The following is a 20,973-nucleotide window of genomic DNA, read 5'->3' as shown; positions in this document are numbered from 1 at the left end:
ACGTGTCCTCCCGGGGACGCACCGGCCTGGCCCGACCCCTTGGAACGCCATGGAACAGCTGAGCAATGTTTGACTTCACCCCGTTCTTCGAGAACTCCGGGGAGATCCTCCAGGGATTCTGGGCGACCCTGCGCCTGGCGGCGGCCGCCGCGGTGCTCTCCCTGATCATCGGCACGATCATGGTGAGCTTCCGGGTCGCGCCCGTCCCCGTCATGCGCAAGTTCGGTACGGGCTACGTCAACATCGTCCGGAACACGCCCCTCACGCTGGTGCTGCTGATGTGCAGCCTCGGGCTCAACGACATCCTCGCCCTGAAGTTCTCCAGCGTCTCCTCGACGACCTACTACTGGTGGGCGGTCGTCGGCCTGTCCGCCTACACCGGGGCGTTCGTGTGCGAGACCCTGCGCTCGGGCGTCAACACCATCCCGCTGGGCCAGGCCGAGGCGGCCCGCTCGATCGGGCTGACGTTCAGCCAGTCGCTCCGGGTGATCATCCTGCCGCAGGCGTTCCGGTCGATCATCGCGCCGATGGGCAGCGTGCTCATCGCGATGATCAAGAACACGACGGTGGCCGCCGCGGCCAGCTACGGTGAGGTCGCGCTGGTGACCAAGACGATCGTCGACAAGCCGACGTTCTCCGACGGCGTGATCCCGCTGTTCCTCGGCGTCGCCATCGGCTTCCTGATCCTCACCCTGCCGACCGGATACTTCTTCGGCTGGCTGGCCAAGCGGATGGCGGTGGCGCGGTGAGCAAGGAAGCGAACGTCCTCTTCGACATCCCCGGCCCACGGGCGCGCAAGCGGAACAGGCTGCTGAGCGTCCTGGTATCGGTCGTGCTCCTCGCGCTCCTGGGGGCGCTGATCTGGCGGCTCCAGGTCAAGGGCCAGTTCCAGAAGGACCTGTGGACCCCGTTCACCGAGTGGACGGTCTGGCGGCACCTGCTCCTGCCGGGGCTGATGAACACGCTGAAGGCCGCCGTCGTCGCGACCGTGCTGGCGCTGGTGTTCGGCGCCGTGTTCGGCCTGGCCCGGCTGTCGGACCACTGGTGGATCCGCCTCCCCGCCGGCGCCGTCGTGGAGTTCTTCCGCGGCATCCCGCTGCTGATCCTGATCTTCCTGGCGTTCTTCGTCCCCAACAAGATCAGCCCGGCGATCGCCGAGTCCCCGTTCGGCCAGCTCCAGCGGATGTCGGTCGACTACTTCTTCTTCATGTTCGGCGTGGAGAGCAACGCCGGCGTCGTCACCGTGCCCGCGTTCGCCGCGGTCGTGTTCGGCCTGGTGATGTACAACGGCGCGGTGCTCGCCGAGATCGTGCGGGCAGGCGTCCTGTCGGTCCCCAAGGGGCAGTCGGAGGCCGCCTACTCCGTCGGCCTGCGCAAGAACGGCGTCATGCGGCTGGTGCTGCTGCCGCAGGCCGTCACCGCGATGATGCCCGCGATCGTCAGCCAGATCGTCGTCCTGCTGAAGGACACCGCCCTCGGGTTCATCATCGCCTACGGCGAGTTCCTCCAGGCCGGCTTCAAGCAGGTCCCCGCCAACTACAGCAACAACGTCCTGCAGGCCGGGATCGTCGTCGCGATCATCTACATCGCGATGAACATGTCGCTGAGCCGGCTCGCGACGTGGCTGGAGGGCAGGAGCCGGCGGAACCGCAAGACCTCGGCCAAGACCCTCGGTACGTCCGGGCCGCCCGCGGCGCCCGGAATGTCGCGCCAGGCCACCGGCGAGCCCGGGGCCGCCTGACGAGAGCACCCGCCCGGCGAGGGCGCCGCCACCTCCCGGGCGGCGCCCTCGACCGTGCTACGGGCGAGTCGGCTGGTGGTCCGCTTGTATCTTTCCGAAGTCAAACGGCCCGTCATCACCCCAACACGTCCCCGTATGCGGGACGATTCCTGGTATGACCGCTCGTGCGACCCTTCCCTATGGCTCATGGCCATCCCCCATCTCCGCGGCCGACGTCGCCCGCGCCCGGCTGCGCCTCAGCTTCCCCACCGTCGAGGGCAGCGACGTGTGGTGGCAGGAGACGCGGCCCGAGGAGGGCGGGCGGACCACGGTCATCCATCTCAAGGGCGGGCACCGCACCGAGCTGCTCCAGGCGCCGTGGGACGCCCGCACCCGCGTCCACGAGTACGGCGGGCGGTCGTACCTGCCGGTCCGCACCGCCGCCGGCCGGTCGATCGTCTTCTCCAACTACGACGACCAGCGGCTCCACCGGCTCGACGAGGGCGACCCGAAGCCGTACCCGCTGACCCCCGAGCCGGCCGTCCCGGCGGGGCTGCGCTACGCCGACTACGTCCTGTCCCCCGACGGCACAGAGATCTGGTGCGTCTGCGAGGGCCACATCGCCGCGCCGCGGGCCGAACCCGAGGGGGGCGAGGGTGCGGAGGCCCCCGCGGCCGACGAGCCCGTCACGGGCATCAGGCGCGCCATCGTGGCCGTTCCCCTCGACGGGAGCGCCGCCGACGACGCCGGCGCGATCCGCGAACTGGTCACCGGCGCCGACTTCTACGCCTCCCCCGCCCCGTCGCCCGGCGGCGGCCACCTGGCGTGGGTGCAGTGGAACCACCCGCGCATGCCGTGGGACGGCACCGAGATCCGCGTGGCGGCGATCGAGGACGGCACCACGGTCGCGCCCCGTACCGTCAAGGGCGGCCTCAAGGAGTCGGCGCTCGCGCCGCTGTGGCGCGACAGCGAGTCCCTTTACGTCATCTGCGACTGGCCGGGCTGGTGGAACATCTACCAGGTCGGCCTGCACGGCGAGTCGCCGCAGGCCCTCTACCCGGCCGAGGAGGAGTTCGCGGGCCCGCTGTGGCAGCTCGGCGGCATGCCGTACGCGCTGCTCGGCGACGGGCGCCTCGCCGTCCTGCACGGCGAGGGCGACCTGCGCCTCGGCGTCTACGACCCGGAGACGCTGGACCTCACCGACCTGGAGGTGCCGTACGGGCACTGGCAGCCGCAGCTGTCCACGGACGGCACGACGATCGTCGGCATCGCCGGCGGGCCCGACCTGCCCACGTCGGTCGTGCGGGTGGACACCACCACCGGCCGCGTCGAGGGGCTGCGCCGCGAGCTGGCCGAGCTGCCCGACGTGGCCTACCTGTCGCGGCCGCGCGCCGAACGCCTGGAGGGGCCGTTCGGGCGTCCCGTCCACGCCTACGTCTTCCCGCCGGCCAACCCGGAGGCCGCCGCCCCGGAGGGCGAGCTGCCGCCGTACGTGGTGTTCGTGCACGGCGGGCCCACGGGACACGTCTCGACGACCCTCGACCTGGAGCGGGCGTTCTTCACCAGCCGCGGCATCGGCGTCATCGACGTCAACTACGGCGGATCGACCGGCTACGGCCGCGCCTACCGCGAGCGGCTGCGCCGCCAGTGGGGCGTCGTGGACGTCGAGGACGCCGTCGCCGCCGCGCGGGCCCTCGTCGACGGCGGGATCGCCGACCCCGCCCGGCTCGCGATCCGCGGCGGCTCCGCGGGCGGCTGGACGACGCTCGCCGCCATCACCCGCACGGACGTCTTCAAGGCCGCGACGTCCTACTACGGGATCAGCGACCTGCAGAGCTTCGCCGAGGCCACGCACGACTTCGAGTCCCACTACCTGTTCGGGCTGATCGGCCCGCTGCCCGGGTTCGAGCGCGCCTACGAGGAGCGTTCACCGCTCGGCAGCGCCGACAGGACGGCCTGCCCCGTCCTGCTGCTGCAGGGCCTCAACGACCCGGTGGTGCCGCCCGACCAGTCCGAGCGCTTCGCGCTGGCGCTGGCGGGGAAGAAGATGCCGTACGCCTACCTCACGTTCGAGGGCGAGTCGCACGGCTTCCGCCGGGCGGACACCGTCATCCGCTGCCTGGAGGCGGAGCTGGCGTTCTACGGCCAGACCCTCGGCTTCGAACCCCGCGGCGTGGAACCGATCCACCTGACGGTCGGCTGAGACCCGCCCGTCCGCCCCCGCGCCGGCGGACGGGCCCGGCCGTCCCGGCCGCCACGCTCCTGAGACCCGGTGTCCGGTCCCGGGGGTGCGGGTCAGCGGGCGAATTCGGTGGCGCGCGACTCCCGGACGACGGTGACGCGGATCTGCCCCGGGTACGTCAGCTCGTCCTCGACCTGCTTGGCGATGTCGCGGGCGATGACCTGGGCCTGGATGTCGTCGACGGCGTCGGGTTTGACCATCACCCGGATCTCCCGGCCGGCCTGCATCGCGAAGACCTTCTCCACGCCGGGGTGCTTGTCGCGGGCGATCTCCTCCAGCCGTTCCAGCCGCTTGACGTACGCCTCCAGGGACTCCCTGCGCGCCCCCGGGCGGCTGCCGCTGACGGCGTCGGCGGCCTGGGTCAGCACGGCCTCGACCGTGCGGACCTCGACCTCGTTGTGGTGCGCCTCGATGGCGTGGACGACGTCCTCGGGCTCGCCGTAGCGGCGGGCGATCTCCGCGCCGATCAGCGCGTGGCTGCCCTCGACCTCGTGGGTCAGCGCCTTGCCGATGTCGTGCAGCAGCGTGCCGCGCTTGGCGATGTCCACCGGGAGCCGCAGCTCGCTCGCCATGATGCCCGCGATGTGCGCGGACTCGATCAGGTGCTTCAGCACGTTCTGCCCGTAGGACGTGCGGTACCGCAGCTGGCCGAGCAGCGCGATGAGCTCCGGGTGCATGTCGGCGATGCCGACCTCGACGAGCGCGTCCTCCCCGGCGCGCACGCACAGCTGCTCCACGTCGCTCTTGCTGCGCTCGTAGATCTCCTCGATGCGCTGCGGGTGGATCCGGCCGTCCAGGACGAGCTTCTCCAGCGTCAGCCGCCCGACCTCGCGCCGCACCGGGTCGAAGCAGCTCAGCAGGACCGCCTCGGGCGTGTCGTCGATGATCAGGTTGACGCCGGTGGTGGTCTCGAACGCGCGGATGTTGCGGCCCTCGCGGCCGATGATGCGGCCCTTCATCTCGTCGCTCGGCAGGTGCAGCACCGACACGACCGACTCGGCCGTCTGCTCGCTGGCGACCCGCTGGATCGCCAGCGTCACGATCTTGCGGGCGCGCTTGTCGCCCTCGGCGCGCGCCGCGTTCTCGATCTCGCGGGTGATCGGGATGGCCTCCCGCTTGGCCTGGTTCTCGACCGCCGCGACGAGTTCCGCCCTGGCCTGCTCGGCGGTGAGGCCGGCCGCGCGCTCCAGGACCTTGCGGCGTTCCTCCGCGACGCCGTCGAGTTCCCTTTCGCGGGCTTCGAGGGCCTTCTTGGTCTCGGCGAGCCGCCCCTGCCACTCCTCCAGGCGCCGCAGCTCGCCGTCCAGCCGCTGCTCCCGCTCGGCGAGGCGCGCTTCGCGGCGCTCCAGGTCCTCACGGACGTTCCGCAGGTCGTCGCGGAGGGCCTGGCCCTCCTCCTCCGCCTTCGTGCGCGCGTCGGACGCGATCCGCTGCGCGTCGCGTTCGGCGTCCCCCAGGACATCTTCGGCGTCCCGTTTGGCCTTGGCGCGGATCTCGTCGGCCTCGCTCTGCGCGCGGGCCAGCTCCGCCGCCGCCTTCCCCGGCATGCCCGGACGCCATAGGACGATGATCACGAGAGCGGCCAGGGCCACCAGCAGTGCTGCACCCAGCAGGACGCTCTCCATGAGGTCGATCCTTCCTCGCCGCGGGCCCGTCAGGAGTCCGGACCCTGCCTAGCGAGGATTTACCCGCGCTCATCGGACGGCCGGATGCATGACACCGCCGGGCGGCGCGCCACGCGCCCCCGGTGATTCGGCCGTATCCGGTCGACGAACGTGTCCTGTATGCCTCTCAGCTGCTGGAACGTGCTCGGTCGTATGGCAATCCGCGAGACGCGGAGTAACTCCTCACTGCCGTAACGGTAAGCGGCACGGAGGTAATGAGCAAGCGGCGCTTACTTGCCTGGCCCTTGACGGTCGGGCTTCGCGAGGCCGGAGGCTGCGCCGGGCCGGTGGAGCGGGGCGGGTCAGTCGAGGGGCTCGGAGAGGTCTTCCAGATCCGTGCCTTCCTCTGCCAGGGCCTCCTTGACGACCCGGTAGGAGAGGCCCGGCGGGTAGCCTTTGCGGGCGAGCATGCCGACGAGGCGGCGCATGCGTTTGCCGGGGTCGACGCCCCTTGTCGACGGGAGCCTGCGGGCCACCAGGGCGCGGGCGGTCGCCTCCTCCCGGTCGGTGTCGAGCGACTCGACGGCGTCGTTGACGGTGTCGTCCGCGACGCCGCGGCGGCGGAGTTCGTGCGCGAGGGCCCGCTTGGCGAGACCGCGGCCGGTGTGGCGGGACTGGACCCATGCCTTCGCGAACGCCTCGTCGTCGATGAGACCGACGTCGGTGAAGCGGCCGAGGACCCGTTCCGCGACGTCGTCCGGCACGTCCTTGCGGCGCAGCGCGTCGGCGAGCTGCGCCCGGGTGCGCGGCGACCTGGACAGCATCCGCAGGCAGATCTCCCGCGCGGCCGCCTCGGGGTCCGCCGGAGGCGCGCCCCGCTTGCCACGGAGCGCCTTGGCGTCGGGGTCATCCACCGGAATCCGTCCTCGCCCGTAGGTTCGCGGTGCGCCGGCGCCGCGGCGGGTGGGGGTGGGCCATGGGAGCGGCGGCGCCGTCGGGGAAGGTCCGTGCACCGATCGTGCGATGCCGGATAAGGCGCCGCCGCCCTGCATACGAGATCATCGCCCACTCTTCGTCAGGAGTCACCCTTATCGCGGGATTCCCGGTCAGGAATCACCCGGCTTGGCCTTGGCCGTCTTCCGGCCGGTGGTCTTGGCGGGGGTCTCCGGCGGCGCGGGCGCCGCGGCGGCGTCCGGGGCGGCGGCCGGGACGGCGGGCTCGGCCTCCCGGTCGACCTTCGGGCCGATACCGAGCTTCTCCTTGATCTTCTTCTCGATGCCGTCGGCCATGTCGGGATTGGCCTTGAGGAAGTTGCGGGCGTTCTCCTTGCCCTGGCCGAGCTGGTCGCCGTCGTAGGTGTACCAGGCGCCGGACTTGCGGACGAAGCCGTGCTCCACGCCGAGGTCGATCAGGCCGCCCTCGCGGCTGATGCCCTGGCCGTAGAGCAGGTCGAAGTCGGCGACGCGGAACGGCGGGGCCATCTTGTTCTTGACGACCTTGACCCGGACGCGGTTGCCGACCGCCTCGGTGCCGTCCTTGAGGGTCTCGATGCGGCGGACGTCCAGCCGGACGGAGGCGTAGAACTTCAGTGCCCGGCCGCCGGTCGTCGTCTCGGGGCTTCCGAACATGACGCCGACCTTCTCGCGGAGCTGGTTGATGAAGACGGCGGTCGTCTTGGTGGTGTTGATGGCGCCGGTGAGCTTGCGCAGGGCCTGCGACATGAGCCGGGCCTGGAGGCCGACGTGGCTGTCGCCCATCTCGCCCTCGATCTCGGCGCGGGGGACGAGCGCGGCGACGGAGTCGATGACGACGATGTCGATCGCGCCGGAGCGGATCAGCATGTCGGTGATCTCCAGTGCCTGCTCGCCGGTGTCGGGCTGGGAGACCAGCAGGGCGTCGATGTCCACGCCGAGGGCGGCCGCGTACTCGGGGTCGAGGGCGTGCTCGGCGTCCACGAACGCGGCGATGCCGCCCTTCTTCTGGACGCTGGCCACGGCGTGGAGCGCGATGGACGTCTTGCCGGAGCCCTCGGGGCCGTACACCTCGACGACGCGGCCGCGGGGCAGGCCGCCGATGCCGAGCGCGATGTCGAGGGAGATCGCGCCGCTGGGGATCACCTCGACCGGCGCCCGCGCCTCCTCGCCCATCCGCATGACCGACCCCTTGCCGAACTGCCGCTCGATCTGGGCGAGTGCGGTTTCGAGAGCCTTCTCCCGGTCGTTCGCTGCCATGTGAGGTGTCCTTCTCGTCGTGACTGTCGGCTCTCGGCCGCTGACTGCGATGTCGAGGGCGACGCTACGGCGGGCCTCCGACACTTCGCGAGGCCCGGGCGCGATTGTGGACGACGCCGCGATACCGGGCCAGCTTACCGAACATTAGTTCGATCATCGCCGGGTTGGCGGATTCGGGTGGGAATCTCCGTGCGTTCCATGGTCCCGACCCCGTACGCTGGCGCCGTCCACGGAGGGTTCCAATCATGACGCTGACCGTTCTCTTCTGCGTCGATCCGATCCACCCTCGGCGCGTTGACCCGCATTTCTCGCGCGAGGCCGCGGCCGTGCGCGACCACTACGGCGAGATCGCCCTGCTCGATCACGACGCGTTGCGCCGCGGCGACGTGGACGACGCGGTCCGGGCGGTGCCCGACGATCTGGGGCCGGTCTGGTACCGCGGGTGGATGCTCAGCGGAACGGAGTACGCCACGGTCTTCGCCGTGCTGAAGCAGCGCGGGACGGTGCTGCTCACGCATCCGGACGACTACAGGCGTGCGCACGAGCTGCCGGGCTGGCACGACACGTTCGCCGGGCTGACCCCGCACAGCGTGTGGCGGCCCCTCCGCGCCGGCCAGAGCCCCGGCGACCTCAGCGAGCTGAAAGAGCTCGTGCGGCCGCTGCGCGGTGGGCCGGGCGTGGTGAAGGACTATGTGAAGTCGTGCAAGCACGAATGGGAAGAGGCGTGTTTCGTCCCCGACGTGAAGAACCTCGGGCGGCTTCATGACGTCGCCTCGAAGATGGTCACGCTGCGGGACGACCATCTGGCGGGCGGTCTCGTCGTGCGCGAGTTCGAGCAGTACGACGGCGAGGGCGAGGCTCGCGTGTGGTGGGTGGACGGCGAGCCGGCACTGGTCGGCCCGCATCCTGACAGTCCGGGTGTGGAACTGGACCCCGACCTGGATGCGGTCGCCCCGGCCGTGCGCTCGCTGGGCTGCCGGTTCATCACGACCGACCTGGCGCGGCGGACGGACGGTGTGTGGCGCGTGGTCGAGGTCGGTGACGGACAGGTCAGCGACCTGCCCTCATCCGTGGACGCGATGGACCTGTACGCCCACCTGCCCGTCCCGGACTGACCGGTGCGGAGTCGGGCCGCGGGTCAGGCCGCGGCTACCGGAGTCTCGGAGGGCCTACCGGAGCTTCGAAGGGACGTCGAAGGTGGCGACGACCGCCTGCCAGACCCGCTTGGCGGGTTCGCCGTCGGCGAGGGCCTGTTCGATGGTGCGGCCGTTCAGCTCGGCCATGACGTAGTCCTTGGCCACGCTTTGGGCGTAGGCCTCGCCGAACTGCTGGTTCATCCGATCCCAGAAAACTGTGAGCCGCACCTTTCCACGCTATCGGACGGTGGGGGCTTCACTCCGCCGCCGCGGTCCGGGGCCGGGCCGCCGTGCCCTCCAGGGACTCCGAGACCTCGCCCGGGACGGCCGGCGGGACCCCTTGGCGGTACTGCCGGTACAGCCCGGTCAGGTAGCGCTCGACGCCCTCGATGACGCGGGCCGTCCGGTAGGAGGGGAAGACGTCGAACGCGTGCTGGGCGCCCTTCATCTCCGCGTAGATGACGGGCGCCTCCGAGACTTCCCGGAGCCGTTCGACGAATCGGTGGGCCTCCGCCACGGGGATGAGTGAGTCGCGGTCCCCGTGGATGACGAAGAAGGGCGGTGCGTCCTTGCTGATGTAGGTGACGGGGGACGCCTTGGCGTACGCCTCCTGGTTCGCTGCGAAGGGCTTCTTGATGACCATGCGTTCCATAAGGCGCGTCGCACCCATGGGACGCGGCCACGGCCCCGGTTCGAAGAGGTTGTAGACGCCGTAGAACGGGACCGCGCCCTGGACGGTGGTATCGACGTCCTCGAAACCCGGCTGGAACTCCGGCACGTTCGCGGTCAACGCCACCAGTGCCGTGAGGTGCCCACCGGCGGAACCACCCGTCACACAGAGAAAATCGGGGTCGGCGCCGTACTCCTCGGCGTGCTCCTTGTACCAGGCGAGGAACCGCTTCAGATCGATCAGATGGTCAGGCCAGGTGGCACGTGGGCTGAGCCGGTAGTTGACGTTGAAGCCCACCCATCCCTGGAGCGCCATGTGGTTGAGCAGCGGCAGCCCCTGCTCACGCTTGTCTCCGATCACCCAGGCGCCGCCATGAATCTGCATGAGCCCGGGGCGCAACTCACCGCCGGAACGTTCGGCGGCGGGCCGGAAGACGTCCAGCTTCAACCGCAGCCCGCCATCCTCATGGAACAGGACGTTGCGCTCCACCCGAACGCCCTTACGCGGGATCAGGCACAGCTGCGGCACGATCAGGTGCGCCACCGGGTACCGGGGCGCGCCTTCCGGGTCAAGGTCGAGGGGCGCGCCGCTGTCCCGCAGGGTGACGACCGTACGGCGGGAGGCGAAGAGGGTCGCGGCGACACCCGCGATGCCGAGGATCGCCAGGACGAACCCGATCCAGCCCGGCCAGCCGTCCAGTCCGCCGAACGCCGCCGTCAGCGCGGTCGCGGCGGCCCAGGCGACGACGACGTGCGGCGCCATCTCGATCGTCAGCCAGCCGCAGAAGAAGCTCGGCGCGAGCAGGAGCGCGCCGCGCCGGGGGGCGTGCGCGTTGAGGGCGACCAGGGCGAACAGGATCCCGAGGGCGAGCATGACGTGGGGCATCGAGACTCCGGCGGCGGCGAGCGGCTACCCGTAGACCATGCCCCGTACAAGCGCTTGCTTACAATGTGACGCACGCCACGTCCCCGCCCGAACTGTCGTACCGAGGGGGCACTATGGCGGCATGGGCGGTGACGTGCTCGAACGCTTCTCCCCGGCGACCCGCGACTGGTTCTCCGGGGCGTTCGCCGCGCCCACCCCCGCCCAGGCGGGGGCCTGGGAGTCGATCGCGAGCGGCGACAACACGCTCGTCGTGGCGCCGACCGGCTCCGGCAAGACCCTGGCCGCGTTCCTGTGGTCCCTCGACCGGCTCGCCACCGCCCCCGTCCCGGAGGAGGCCCTGCGGCGCTGCCGGGTGCTGTACGTCTCGCCGCTGAAGGCCCTCGCGGTGGACGTGGAGCGCAACCTGCGCGCTCCCCTGACCGGCATCCGGCACGCGGCGCGCCGCCTCGGCATGCCCGAACCCGGCGTCCGGGTGGGGATGCGGTCGGGCGACACCCCCGCCGACGAGCGCCGCCGGCTGGCCGTCAAGCCGCCGGACATCCTGATCACGACGCCGGAGTCGCTGTTCCTGATCCTCACCTCGCGGGCGCGCGAGTCGCTCCGCGGCGTCGAGACGGTCATCGTGGACGAGGTCCACGCGGTGGCGGGCACCAAGCGGGGCGCGCATCTGGCGCTGTCCCTCGAACGTCTCGACGCCCTCCTCGAACGGCCCGCCCAGCGGATCGGCCTGTCGGCGACGGTCCGGCCCGCTGACGAGGTGGCGGCGTTCCTGGGCGGGACGAGGCCCGCGGCCGTGGTCCAGCCGCCTTCGGACAAGGTCTTCGACCTCGACATCGTCGTCCCCGTGGAGGACATGGGCGAGGTGGGGCGGTTCGTCGACGACTCGGGCACGGCCGACCCGCGCCAGCGCAGCATCTGGCCCCACGTCGAGGACCGCCTGCTCGACCTCATCGAGGCCCATCGCTCGACGCTCGTGTTCGCCAACTCGCGGCGGCTGGCCGAGCGCCTGTGCGGCCGCCTGAACGAGCTCGCCTACGAACGGGCCACCGGCGACGCCCTGCCCGAAGACCAGGCCCCGGCGGCGACCATGGCACAGGCGGGGACGGCCAGAGGGGCGCCCCTGGAGATCGCCCGCGCACATCACGGTTCGGTCTCCAAGGAGGAACGGGCCGGTATCGAGAACGCCCTCAAGGAGGGCCGGCTACCGGCCGTGGTCGCGACGTCGAGCCTCGAACTGGGCATCGACATGGGCGCCGTCGACCTCGTCGTCCAGGTGGAGTCGCCGCCGTCGGTGGCCAACGGCCTCCAGCGGGTCGGACGCGCCGGCCACCAGGTCGGCGCCGTGTCCAAGGGCGTGATCTTCCCCAAGTACCGGGGGGACCTCGTCCAGACGGCGGTAGTGGCCGAGCGCATGCGGGGCGGCGAGATCGAGGAGCTGCGCTACCCGCGCAACCCGCTCGACGTCCTCGCCCAGCAGATCGTCGCCATGGTCTCCATGGACGAGTGGACCGTCGACGACCTGGAGTCGCTCGTCAAGCGCGCCGCCCCCTACGCCACGCTCCCCCGCTCGGCGCTTGAGGCGACCCTGGACATGCTCGCCGGGCGCTACCCGAGCGACGAGTTCGGTGAGCTGCGCCCGCGCCTGGTGTGGGACCGCGTCACCGGCGTCCTGCACGACCGCCCGGGAGCGCAGCGCCTCGCGGTGACCAGCGGCGGGACCATCCCCGACCGCGGCCTGTTCGGCGTCTTCCTGGTGGGCGAGGCTCTGTCCACCCGGGGGGCGACCCCCGGAGCCCCCGGGAGGTCGAGGGTGGGGGAACTCGACGAGGAGATGGTGTACGAGTCGCGCGTCGGTGACGTGTTCGTCCTCGGTGCCAGCTCGTGGCGCATCGAGGACATCACCCCTGACCGCGTGCTCGTGTCGCCCGCTCCGGGCCAGCCCGGGAAGCTGCCGTTCTGGCACGGCGACACCCTCGGGCGCCCCGCCGAACTGGGGCGCGCGCTCGGTTCGTTCACCCGCGAGCTGGCCGGGCTCCCCGCCGACGACGCCCGCGAGCGCGTGTCCGCCGCCGGCCTGGACGCGTGGGCGTCCGCCAACCTCGTCTCGTACGTGGGCGAGCAGCGGGAGGCGACCGGGCACGTCCCCGACGACCGGACGATGGTGGTCGAGCGGTTCCGCGACGAACTCGGTGACTGGCGGATGGTCGTCCACTCCCCGCTGGGCGCGCGGGTGCACGCGCCGTGGGCCCTCGCCATGGCGGGCCGCCTGCGCGAACGGTACGGCGTCGACGCGCAGGCCATGCACGCCGACGACGGCATCGTCATCCGCATCCCCGACATGGACGAGCCACCGGGGCTCGACCTGGCCGTCTTCGACGCCGACGAAATCGAGCGCGTCGTCGTGGACGAGCTGGGCGGTTCGGCGCTGTTCGCGGCGCGGTTCCGCGAGTGCGCGGCGCGCTCGCTGCTGCTCCCCCGCCGCCGGCCGGACCGGCGCATGCCGCTCTGGCAGCAGCGCCAGCGCGCCGCGCAGCTGCTGGCCGTCGCGAGCAGGTACCCGTCGTTCCCCATCGTGCTGGAGACGATGCGCGAGTGCCTGCAGGACGTGTTCGACGTCCCCGGCCTGGTGCAGCTGATGCGCGACGTGTCCGGACGCAAGATCCGCATGGTGGAGGTGGAGACGCCCGAGCCGTCCCCCTACGCCCGCTCCCTGCTGTTCCACTACGTCGGCGCGTTCATGTACGAGGGCGACTCCCCCCTCGCCGAACGCCGCGCGCAGGCGCTCGCGCTCGACTCGGCGCTGCTGTCGGAGCTGCTCGGCCAGGCCGATCTCCGCGAGCTCCTCGACCCGGAGGCGGTGACCGACACCGAACGCGAGCTGCAGCGCCTCGCCACCGACCGCCGCGCCCGCGACCTCGAGGGCGTCGCCGACCTCCTGCGCGGCCTCGGCCCGCTCACGACGGCGGAGGCGGCCGAACGGACCCTCACCACGGACGCGCCGGAAGGCGCCGCCGATGCGCTCGTGCGGGCGTCGCGGTGGCTGGAGGAGCTGGAGGCGACGCGGCGGGTGATCCGCGTCAGGATCGCCGGGGAGGAACGCTGGGCGGCCGTCGAGGACGCGGGGCGGCTCCGCGACGCGCTCGGCGCGCCGCTGCCCGTGGGCGTCCCCGAGGCGTTCCTCGAACCGGTGGACGACCCGCTCGGCGACCTGGTCTCCCGGTACGCGCGCACGCACGGCCCGTTCCGGGCGGGCGAGCCGGCGGCGCGCTTCGGGCTGGGCGTGGCCGTGGTCAACGAGACGCTGCGGAGGCTGGCGGGCGCGGGACGGGTCGTCGAGGGCGAGTTCCTGCCCGTCGAGACCGTGCCGGGCCCGCTGACGAGCGAATGGTGCGACACGGGCGTGCTGCGGACGCTCCGGCGCCGGTCGCTGGCCCGGCTGCGCGCCGAGGTGGAGCCGTCGCCGCCGGAGTCGCTCGGCCGTTTCCTGCCCGCCTGGCACGGTATCGCGGGCGGGTCGAGGCTGCGCGGCGTCGACGCGCTCGTCCAGGCCATCGAGCAGCTCCAGGGCGCCGCCGTGCCCGCGTCGGCGCTGGAGTCGCTGGTCCTGCCGTCGCGGGTCCCGGGCTACACCCCGGCCATGCTGGACGAGCTGACCTCCGCGGGCGAGGTCGTGTGGGCGGGCCAGGGCGGCCTGCCGGGCGGCGACGGCTGGGTGGCGCTCTACCTGGCCGACACCGCCCCGCTCCTCATGCCGGAACCCGCCGAGATCACCCTGACGCAGGCGCACCAGGCCGTGCTCGACACGCTCGGCGATGGCGGCGCGCTGTTCTTCCGGGCCCTGTCCGACCGGGTGAACGCGCACGTGACCGCCGCCGACGCCGACCTCGCCACCGCCGTGTGGGACCTCGTCTGGGCCGGGCATCTCACCAACGACACGATGGCCCCGCTGCGCGCCGCCCTCGGCTCGGGCCGTCCGACGCACCGCTCGCGGACGACGCGGCGCGGCCGGCCCGTCCTGCCGTCCCGGACGGGCCCTCCCACGGTCGCGGGACGCTGGTGGACCCTCCCCGGACGCGAGGCCGCCGCGACCCTCCGGTCGCACGCCCTCGCGGAGGCGCTGCTGGAGCGGTACGGCATCGTCATTCGCGGCGCGGTCGCGGCCGAGCGGACACCGGGCGGGTTCTCCGCCGTGTACCCCGTCCTGCGCGCGTTCGAGGAGACCGGCCGCTGCAGGCGCGGCTACTTCGTCGAGGGCCTGGGCGCGGCCCAGTTCGCGCTGCCGGGCGCGGTCGACCGGCTCCGCGCGCTCCGCCCGGCGCCGGCCGCTCCCCCGGACGACATCTCCGCGCTCTGGGAGACGCCCCGCCGGCCGGACGACCGTGCCCTCGTGCTGGCCGCCGCCGATCCGGCGAACCCGTACGGCGCGGCGCTGCCCTGGCCCGAGCGCGCCGACGAGGTCGCCAGCGGGCACAAGCCGGGACGCAAGGCGGGGGCGCTGGTCGTGCTCACCGAGGGCCGGCTCGTCCTCTACGTCGAGCGGGGCGGCCGTTCGCTGCTGACCTGGGACGACGATCCCGGCGTCCTGCAACCGGCGGTGGACGCGCTCGCGCTCGCCGTCCGGGAGGGCGTCCTCGGGAAGCTGACGGTCGAGCGCGCCGACGGCGCGGCGATCGCCGACTCGCCGCTGGCCGCCGCGCTGGAGTCGGCCGGCTTCCATCCCACGCCCCGCGGCCTGCGGCTGCGCGCCTGATCCGCCGGGCCCCGCAGCGCGACGGTGACGGCGGCGCCGCACACCAGGACGCCCAGGAGCGAGAGCGGGGTCAGCGTGCTGCCGAACATCAGCCAGCTCCAGATCATCGTGGTCGGCGGGGTGAGGTACAGCAGTGCCGAGACCCGGGTGACGCCGGTCCGGCGGACGTTGACCCAGTACAGCCCGTACCCGCCGAACATCGCGACGATGACGAGCAGGGCGATGGCCGCCCAGAAGGCCGGCTCGGCGGGCGGGACGAGCGTGCCCTCGGCGCCCGCGAGGCCGGAGAACAGCACCGTGGCGACACCGGCCTGCACGGCGAGGGCCTCGGGAAGCGCGAGGGCCGGGCGGGTGCGCCGCTCGACGAGGGTCGCGGCGACCAGCGACAGCATCGCGGCGAACGGAAGCAGGTACGCCCAGGCGGGGGCGCCGCCGCGCAGGTCGCCGCCGACGACGAGGGCCACCCCGGCGAGGCCGCCGACGAACCCGGCGAGCTGCCGCCGGGTGATCGGCTCCCCGAGCAGCGGGACGGCGAGGGCGACCGCGACGAGCGGCTGGAGGGCCGCGATCAGGCTGCTGATGCCGGCGGCGACGCCGTGGTCGACGGCCGCGAAGACGCCGTACAGGTAGCCGCCCTGCCCCAGCACCCCGATGACGGCGTGCAGGGCGAGGTCCCGGGGCGGGATCCGGCGGCGCCGCCGGGCGAGCAGCGCGCCGAGGAGGGCGGTGGCGATGATCAGTCGCCAGGCGAGCAGCGCGCTCGCGGGTGCGTGCCCGGAGCCGAGCTCCGCGCCGATGAAGCCGGAGCTCCAGGTGACGACGAAGGCGGCGCCGAGCAGGGCGTCCGGGTGGCGCACGGCCATGATCACTCCCCAGGTATACATACCGGTATAGATACATAGTAGCTATACCGGTATGTATACTTGTGGTGTACGTCAAGGGAAGGGAGCCGCCATGCCCGGCACCACCGCGCAGGAACGGCCGCTCACGCCGGCCGCCCGGCGCGTGCTCCAGGCCGCGAACGAGCTGTTCTACGAGCGCGGCATCGGCTCCGTCGGCATGGAGCTGATCGCCGCCCAGGCCGGGGTCACCAAGAAGACCGTCTACGACCGGTTCGGCTCCAAGGACGCGCTGATCCTCGCCTACCTGCGTGCCCGCGACGAACGCTGGCGCGACTTCCTGACCGGCCGGCTCGCCGCCGTCCCGGACGCCCGGGAGCGCGTCCTCGCCACTTTCGACGCCCTCGGGGACTGGCTGAGCACCGAGTCCGCGCGCGGCTGCTCGATGGTGAACGCCTGCGCCGAACTCCCCGACCCCGGCCACCCGGTCCACGCGGTCGCCGCCGAGCAGAAGGCATGGATCAGGGACCTCTACGCCGGCCTGACCGGCGGCGCGGACGGCGCCCTGGCCGACCAGCTCCTCATCCTGCACGAGGGCGCGGTGGTCGCGTTCAGCGTCGGCGGCGTCCGCGACGCCGCGGCGAAGGCCCGCGCCGCCGCCGACGCGCTCGTGCCCGGCACGATCCTGCCCGACACGATCCTGCCTGGCACGGACCTACCCGGCACGGGCCTGCCCACCGGCGGCTGACGGGTCAGCGGCGGCCCTTGAACATGTTGATCAGGCCGCGCAGGGCGCGTTCGTCCAGGGAGCCGAAGGGGTTGTCGTGGACGAGGTACGTCCACGTCGCCGACGGCCGCTTGAGCCCCGCGGAGTCGAGGTCGATGCCGTCCGCGGAGGCGGTGAGCGCCTCGAACGCGGCGATCGAGCGCTTCCGGGCGTCGCCGAGGAGCCGCTTGCCCGCCGGAACCGCCTCCCGGTTGAACTCGACCAGCGGGTCGAGGCCCCGGCCGAGCGACCGCAGGTGGATGCCCTCGCGGAGGTCCGCGAGGTAGGCGAGGTGCTCGGCCCAGCAGCGGTCCAGCTGGTACAGGACGATCTGCCGCGCGGCCGCCGCCACCGCGTCCGCACCCGCGATCCCGGTCAGCTCGGCGTGCCGCCCGGCGGCCTCCGCCGCCATCGCCCGGTCGGCGGCGTCGCCGTGCAGGACTGCGTCGCGCTCCGCGAGCAGCTCGCGGCGCTGCAGGCCGATCAGGTGGTTGTAGCGCCAGGTGTTGCGGTGCAGTTCGAGGTCGACGCCCTCGGCGACGCGCTGCGCGTGCCCGACGATCCAGTGGGCGCCCTTGTCCGTGATGAGCCCGTCGTCGTCCGAGGCCGCCTTCGGCCGCTCGTCGGGCGCGTAGCGGGTGACGAGGTCGTCCTGGAGGCTGGTGAGGAACACCGAGCCGCCCGGGTCGCCCTGGCGTCCGGCGCGGCCCCTGAGCTGGTCGTCCAGGCGGCTGCTGTGGTAGCGGCCGGTGCCGATGACCAGGAGGCCCCCCGCCGCCGCGACGCGGTCGTGGTCGCTCCCGCCCGCCTCGGCGGAGGCGGTGCCGGGCGCCGCGGGCGCCCCGCCGGTGCCCCGCGAGGGGCTGCCGCCGAGGCGGATGTCGGTGCCGCGCCCGGCCATCTGGGTGGAGACGGTGATCGCGCCGTACGCCCCGGCCTCGGCGATGATCGCGGCCTCCTCGGCGTCGTTCTTGGCGTTGAGCACGACCGGGTCGAGGCCGGCGCGGCGCAGCCGGCGCGCCAGCCGCTCGGACTCGGCGACGTCGCCGGTGCCGATCAGCACCGGGCGGCCGGCGGCGTGCGCGGCGGCGATCTCCTCGACGAGCGCGACCTCCTTGTCGGCGGCGGTCGCGTACAGGCGGTCGGGCCGGTCCTCGCGGACGCAGGGCGTGTTCGGCGGGATCACCGCGATCTGCAGCGAGTAGAACTCGGTGAGCTGCGGCGCGACGGCCATCGCCGTGCCGGTCATGCCGCACCGGACGGGGTAGCGCCCGATCAGTTCCTGGACGGTGATCGAGTCGAGGATCTCCCCGCTGGGCGACGCCTCCAGGGCCTCCTTCGCCTCGACCGCGGCCTGCAGGCCGTCCGGCCAGCGCTGCAGCAGCGCCACCCGTCCTCGCGACTCGCTGATCAGCTTCACCGCGCCGTCCCGGACGATGTAGTCCACGTCGCGGTGGAGCAGGACCTCGGCGTGCAGGGCCACGTTCACGGCGGTGAGGGTGCGCAGCTGCTCGGGCGCGTAGAGGTCGACGCCCAGGACGCGCTCGACCTCCCGCGTCCCCTCCGCCGTGAGCTGGACGTTGCGGGCCTCCTCGTCGGTGGAGTAGTGCAGGCCGGGACGCAGCCGACGGACGAGGTCGGCGTACCGGGGGTCGGCGGAGTCGAGGTCCGCGGCGCCCGCGAGCACGAGCGGCACCATCGCCTCGTCCACCAGCACCGAGTCGGCCTCGTCGAGCAGCGCGACGGCGGGCTCGGGCTGCACGATGCCGTCCGGGTCGGTGGCCAGCCGGTCCCGCAGCAGGTCGAAGCCGATCTCGCTGACCGGCGCGTACGTCACGTCGGCCCGGTACGCCGCGCGCCGCTCCTCCGGTGTGGACGACTGCCCGACCCAGCCGGTCGTCACGCCGAGCAGCTCGTACAGCGGGCCCATCCATTCGGCGTCGCGGCGCGCGAGGTAGTCGTTGACCGACATCACGTGGACCTGCCGGCCGCGCAGCGCGTACCCGGCCGCGGCGAGGGCGCCGGAGAGGGTCTTGCCCTCGCCGGTGGCCATCTCCGCGACGTGCCCGGACAGCAGCGCGAGCGTCCCGATGAGCTGCACGTCGAACGGGCGCTCGCCCAGCGTCCGGCGGGCGGCCTCCCGCCCGAGGGCGCAGAGTTCCGCGAGGTCCTCCTCCGCGCGCAGGGCGGCAACGGCGGCGGTCAGCTCGCCGTCCGAGAGCCCCCGGACCCGGGACTCGCGCCGGCCGGCCTCCTCGACCAGGGCGCGGAACGGCGCCAGATCGACGCTCCCCGGCTTCTGGACGAGCCGCCGCAGCCGGTCACGCAGCGCCATGGCGCCGCCTCTGTTCATCGGTCACGGGTTCTCCCACGGCGGGTACGGTACTGCGATCCCCTCCATGATCCCAGGGCGCCGCCGCCGGGTCGTCCCGGTGTGCCCTCCCCACTTGGTCTGACCTCGATTTCATTCCTCAGACGGATCTCCCGGCCCCGCGCGTTTGAAAGCATGGGTGCATCACGGGGTTGCGGTGGCAGGGCAAGGCGCCACCGCGGAACGGGGTTTCGCATGACACCTACGGCACGCAAGGCCGCCGCGATCCGGCGCAAGCGCCAGGTCATCAGCCGGACGGTCCTCGACCGGGCGATCAGCGACCCGCGGCGGCTCCCGCCGCGGGCGGTGGCGACGGCCGCCAAGTAAGACACCGCCAAGGAGCACGACGGGAACGCTCCATAGAGCGCCCCCACCGGCTGGGGGCGCTCTTCGCTTCGCTAGGACTCCCCCGACGCCGAGAAGACGTCGTCGCGTGCCCGTTCGAGTGCCGCGTGCAGGGCGCCGCGCAGGACGGGATTGCCCGCCACCTCGGTCACCGCCACGGACGGACGGGTCGGGCTGATACGTCCGACGATCTCTTCGATGCGGGTGGCGAGGGGTTCCCCGCCGGCGCGGCCGAGGCTGCCCGACAGCACGACGAGCCCGGGGTCGAGGACGATGTTGACCGACGTCACGCCGTAGGAGATGCGGCGGGCCAGGTCGTCCAGGAACGCGCCGCCGCAGTCCTCGTCGGCGGCGGCCGCGCGGACGCACTCCACCGCGGTCGGCTCGGTGATGCCGTGCTCGTGGGCGAGGGCGCGGACCCCGTCCGCGCCGACCAGGGCGCCGTAGCCGCCGGCGAGGGTCGGGATCCCCCAGGACGTCGACTCGGTCACGCCCTCGTCGGCCGGGCCGCGCCGGGCGGTGCCGAGCGGCAGCGGCGCCCCGGGGACCGGCAGGTAGCCGATCTCGCCGGCGCCGCCGGAGCGGCCGCGGTGCAGCCGCCCGCCCAGCGTCACCGACATGCCCATGCCGCGGTCGAACCACATGAGGGCGAAGTCGTCGGCGTCGCGCGCGGCGCCGTACGCGCGCTCGGCGACGGCGGCGAGGTTCACGTCGTTCTCTATCGTCACCGGCCGCCGCAGGTCGGTCCGCAGCGCGGCGAGGACGCCCTCGTGCCAGGCGGGCAGGTCGAAGGAGAACTGGACGTCGCCGGACCTCGGGTCGACGACGCCCGGGGTGCCGATGACGAACGCGTTCAGCTTCGACAGCGCGACCTTCGCCGAGCGGCACGCCTTGACGACGGCGCTGTGCACCATCTTCACCGGCTCGTCGGCGCCGTTCGGGTCGACGGTGACCTGGGCGGCGATCTGGCCGGTGATGTCGGCGACGCCGGCGGTGACCCCGTCCGGCCCCACCTCCAGGCCCGCGACATAGGCACTGGACGGGACGACGGCGTACAGGGCGGCGTTCGGCCCGCGTCCGCCCGCCTGCGACCCGACGACCGCGACGAGCCCGCGGTCCTCCAGCCTGGACAGCAACTGGGACGCGGTCACCTTGGACAGCCCGGTGTGCTCGCCGATCTGCGCGCGGGTCAGCGGCCCCTGCTCGACGAGCAGGTCCAGCGCCGCGCGGTCGTTGAGTTCACGCAGCAGCCTCGGCGTTCCCGGGCGGTTGGCGGCCATGCGGTACCCCTCGAAGTCTCAATCCGCTAACGAGCAGTTTTGTTTAGGAAAGTTTCTTGTTAGTTTACGCCCAGGCGCCAACTGGTCCATACCCCGGGCAGGGGGCGCTCGCAGAGCGCCGACTGGCGAGCAGG

General features: G+C 72.8%; 14 protein-coding genes and 1 pseudogene. 7 read left to right on the top strand and 8 right to left on the bottom strand.

Annotated elements, in window-relative coordinates:
* Positions 1 to 65 precede the first annotated feature (65 nt).
* From E1289_RS00615 to E1289_RS00605, 3 genes are all read left to right on the top strand, one after another.
* Positions 66 to 749 carry an amino acid ABC transporter permease gene (locus E1289_RS00615; protein ID WP_131974083.1) on the top strand — a complete coding sequence of 228 codons (684 nt, stop codon included), beginning with the start codon at positions 66 to 68 and terminating at the stop codon, positions 747 to 749.
* Positions 746 to 1,741 (top strand): amino acid ABC transporter permease, encoded by a 996-nt coding sequence (locus E1289_RS00610; RefSeq protein WP_131974082.1) that lies wholly within the window; start codon positions 746 to 748, stop codon positions 1,739 to 1,741. Before E1289_RS00615 ends, E1289_RS00610 begins: the two co-directional genes overlap by 4 nt.
* A 154-nt stretch (positions 1,742 to 1,895) precedes the next feature.
* On the top strand, positions 1,896 to 3,923 hold the full coding sequence (locus E1289_RS00605; protein ID WP_131974081.1) for a prolyl oligopeptidase family serine peptidase: 2,028 nt from the start codon (positions 1,896 to 1,898) through the stop codon (positions 3,921 to 3,923).
* Positions 3,924 to 4,015: 92 nt separating this feature from the next.
* Here the strand turns inward: E1289_RS00605 and rny are convergent, their stop codons facing one another.
* The 3 genes from rny to recA all read right to left on the bottom strand — a co-directional run bounded on the left by rny (position 4,016) and on the right by recA (position 7,797).
* Positions 4,016 to 5,587: a ribonuclease Y gene (gene rny / locus E1289_RS00600; protein ID WP_131974080.1), complete on the bottom strand. Its 1,572-nt coding sequence runs from the start codon at positions 5,585 to 5,587 to the stop codon at positions 4,016 to 4,018.
* A gap of 341 nt (positions 5,588 to 5,928) precedes the next feature.
* Positions 5,929 to 6,480, bottom strand: a complete 552-nt coding sequence (locus E1289_RS00595) for a regulatory protein RecX (RefSeq protein ID WP_207928703.1) — start codon at positions 6,478 to 6,480, stop codon at positions 5,929 to 5,931.
* Positions 6,481 to 6,672: 192 nt separating this feature from the next.
* Positions 6,673 to 7,797, bottom strand: coding sequence for a recombinase RecA (gene recA, locus E1289_RS00590; protein WP_131974078.1), 1,125 nt, complete (start codon positions 7,795 to 7,797; stop codon positions 6,673 to 6,675).
* Between the two features lie 245 nt (positions 7,798 to 8,042).
* On the opposite strand from recA, the gene E1289_RS00585 reads away from it, so the two are divergent.
* A complete protein-coding gene (locus tag E1289_RS00585; RefSeq protein ID WP_131974077.1) occupies positions 8,043 to 8,912 on the top strand; it encodes an ATP-grasp domain-containing protein in 870 nt (289 codons plus the stop codon).
* 54 nt (positions 8,913 to 8,966) lie between these two features.
* Here E1289_RS00585 and E1289_RS00580 read toward each other — a convergent pair whose 3' ends face one another.
* Complete coding sequence (locus tag E1289_RS00580; protein WP_131974076.1) at positions 8,967 to 9,161, bottom strand: DUF3046 domain-containing protein; 195 nt, start codon at positions 9,159 to 9,161, stop codon at positions 8,967 to 8,969.
* A gap of 28 nt (positions 9,162 to 9,189) precedes the next feature.
* Positions 9,190 to 10,488, bottom strand: coding sequence for an alpha/beta hydrolase (locus E1289_RS00575; RefSeq protein WP_131974075.1), 1,299 nt, complete (start codon positions 10,486 to 10,488; stop codon positions 9,190 to 9,192).
* 121 nt (positions 10,489 to 10,609) lie between these two features.
* On the opposite strand from E1289_RS00575, the gene E1289_RS00570 reads away from it, so the two are divergent.
* Positions 10,610 to 15,238 (top strand): ATP-dependent helicase, encoded by a 4,629-nt coding sequence (locus E1289_RS00570; RefSeq protein ID WP_131974074.1) that lies wholly within the window; start codon positions 10,610 to 10,612, stop codon positions 15,236 to 15,238.
* Between the two features lie 29 nt (positions 15,239 to 15,267).
* On the opposite strand, the pseudogene E1289_RS00565 reads toward E1289_RS00570, so the two are convergent.
* Positions 15,268 to 16,101, bottom strand: a pseudogene (locus E1289_RS00565) (DMT family transporter); the annotation flags it as partial.
* Between the two features lie 91 nt (positions 16,102 to 16,192).
* Here E1289_RS00565 and E1289_RS00560 point away from each other — a divergent pair.
* Positions 16,193 to 16,825, top strand: a complete 633-nt coding sequence (locus E1289_RS00560; RefSeq protein WP_131974073.1) for a TetR/AcrR family transcriptional regulator — start codon at positions 16,193 to 16,195, stop codon at positions 16,823 to 16,825.
* Positions 16,826 to 16,829: 4 nt separating this feature from the next.
* Here the strand turns inward: E1289_RS00560 and secA2 are convergent, their stop codons facing one another.
* On the bottom strand, positions 16,830 to 19,178 hold the full coding sequence (gene secA2, locus E1289_RS00555; RefSeq protein ID WP_131974072.1) for an accessory Sec system translocase SecA2: 2,349 nt from the start codon (positions 19,176 to 19,178) through the stop codon (positions 16,830 to 16,832).
* A 231-nt stretch (positions 19,179 to 19,409) separates the two neighbouring features.
* On the opposite strand from secA2, the gene E1289_RS40010 reads away from it, so the two are divergent.
* On the top strand, positions 19,410 to 19,541 hold the full coding sequence (locus E1289_RS40010; protein ID WP_279486419.1) for a hypothetical protein: 132 nt from the start codon (positions 19,410 to 19,412) through the stop codon (positions 19,539 to 19,541).
* 71 nt (positions 19,542 to 19,612) lie between these two features.
* Here E1289_RS40010 and E1289_RS00550 read toward each other — a convergent pair whose 3' ends face one another.
* The gene (locus tag E1289_RS00550) at positions 19,613 to 20,839 is read right to left on the bottom strand and encodes an ROK family transcriptional regulator (protein WP_131974071.1); all 1,227 of its coding nucleotides are present in this window, start codon (positions 20,837 to 20,839) and stop codon (positions 19,613 to 19,615) included.
* Positions 20,840 to 20,973: the final 134 nt, after the last annotated feature.

The organism is Actinomadura sp. 6K520 (assembly GCF_004349245.1).
Classification (GTDB): domain Bacteria; phylum Actinomycetota; class Actinomycetes; order Streptosporangiales; family Streptosporangiaceae; genus Spirillospora.
This window is presented reverse-complemented; position numbering and strand designations above follow the sequence as displayed.

Coding starts and splice junctions, on each gene's coding strand:
- E1289_RS40010 (WP_279486419.1), top strand. CDS start 19,410: ATGACACCTACGGCACGCAAGGCCGCCGCGATCCGGCGCAAGCGCCAG.
- rny (WP_131974080.1), bottom strand. CDS start 5,587: ATGGAGAGCGTCCTGCTGGGTGCAGCACTGCTGGTGGCCCTGGCCGCT.
- E1289_RS00585 (WP_131974077.1), top strand. CDS start 8,043: ATGACGCTGACCGTTCTCTTCTGCGTCGATCCGATCCACCCTCGGCGC.
- E1289_RS00605 (WP_131974081.1), top strand. CDS start 1,896: ATGACCGCTCGTGCGACCCTTCCCTATGGCTCATGGCCATCCCCCATC.
- E1289_RS00560 (WP_131974073.1), top strand. CDS start 16,193: ATGCCCGGCACCACCGCGCAGGAACGGCCGCTCACGCCGGCCGCCCGG.
- E1289_RS00575 (WP_131974075.1), bottom strand. CDS start 10,488: ATGCCCCACGTCATGCTCGCCCTCGGGATCCTGTTCGCCCTGGTCGCC.
- recA (WP_131974078.1), bottom strand. CDS start 7,797: ATGGCAGCGAACGACCGGGAGAAGGCTCTCGAAACCGCACTCGCCCAG.
- E1289_RS00550 (WP_131974071.1), bottom strand. CDS start 20,839: ATGGCCGCCAACCGCCCGGGAACGCCGAGGCTGCTGCGTGAACTCAAC.
- E1289_RS00570 (WP_131974074.1), top strand. CDS start 10,610: ATGGGCGGTGACGTGCTCGAACGCTTCTCCCCGGCGACCCGCGACTGG.
- E1289_RS00615 (WP_131974083.1), top strand. CDS start 66: ATGTTTGACTTCACCCCGTTCTTCGAGAACTCCGGGGAGATCCTCCAG.
- secA2 (WP_131974072.1), bottom strand. CDS start 19,178: ATGGCGCTGCGTGACCGGCTGCGGCGGCTCGTCCAGAAGCCGGGGAGC.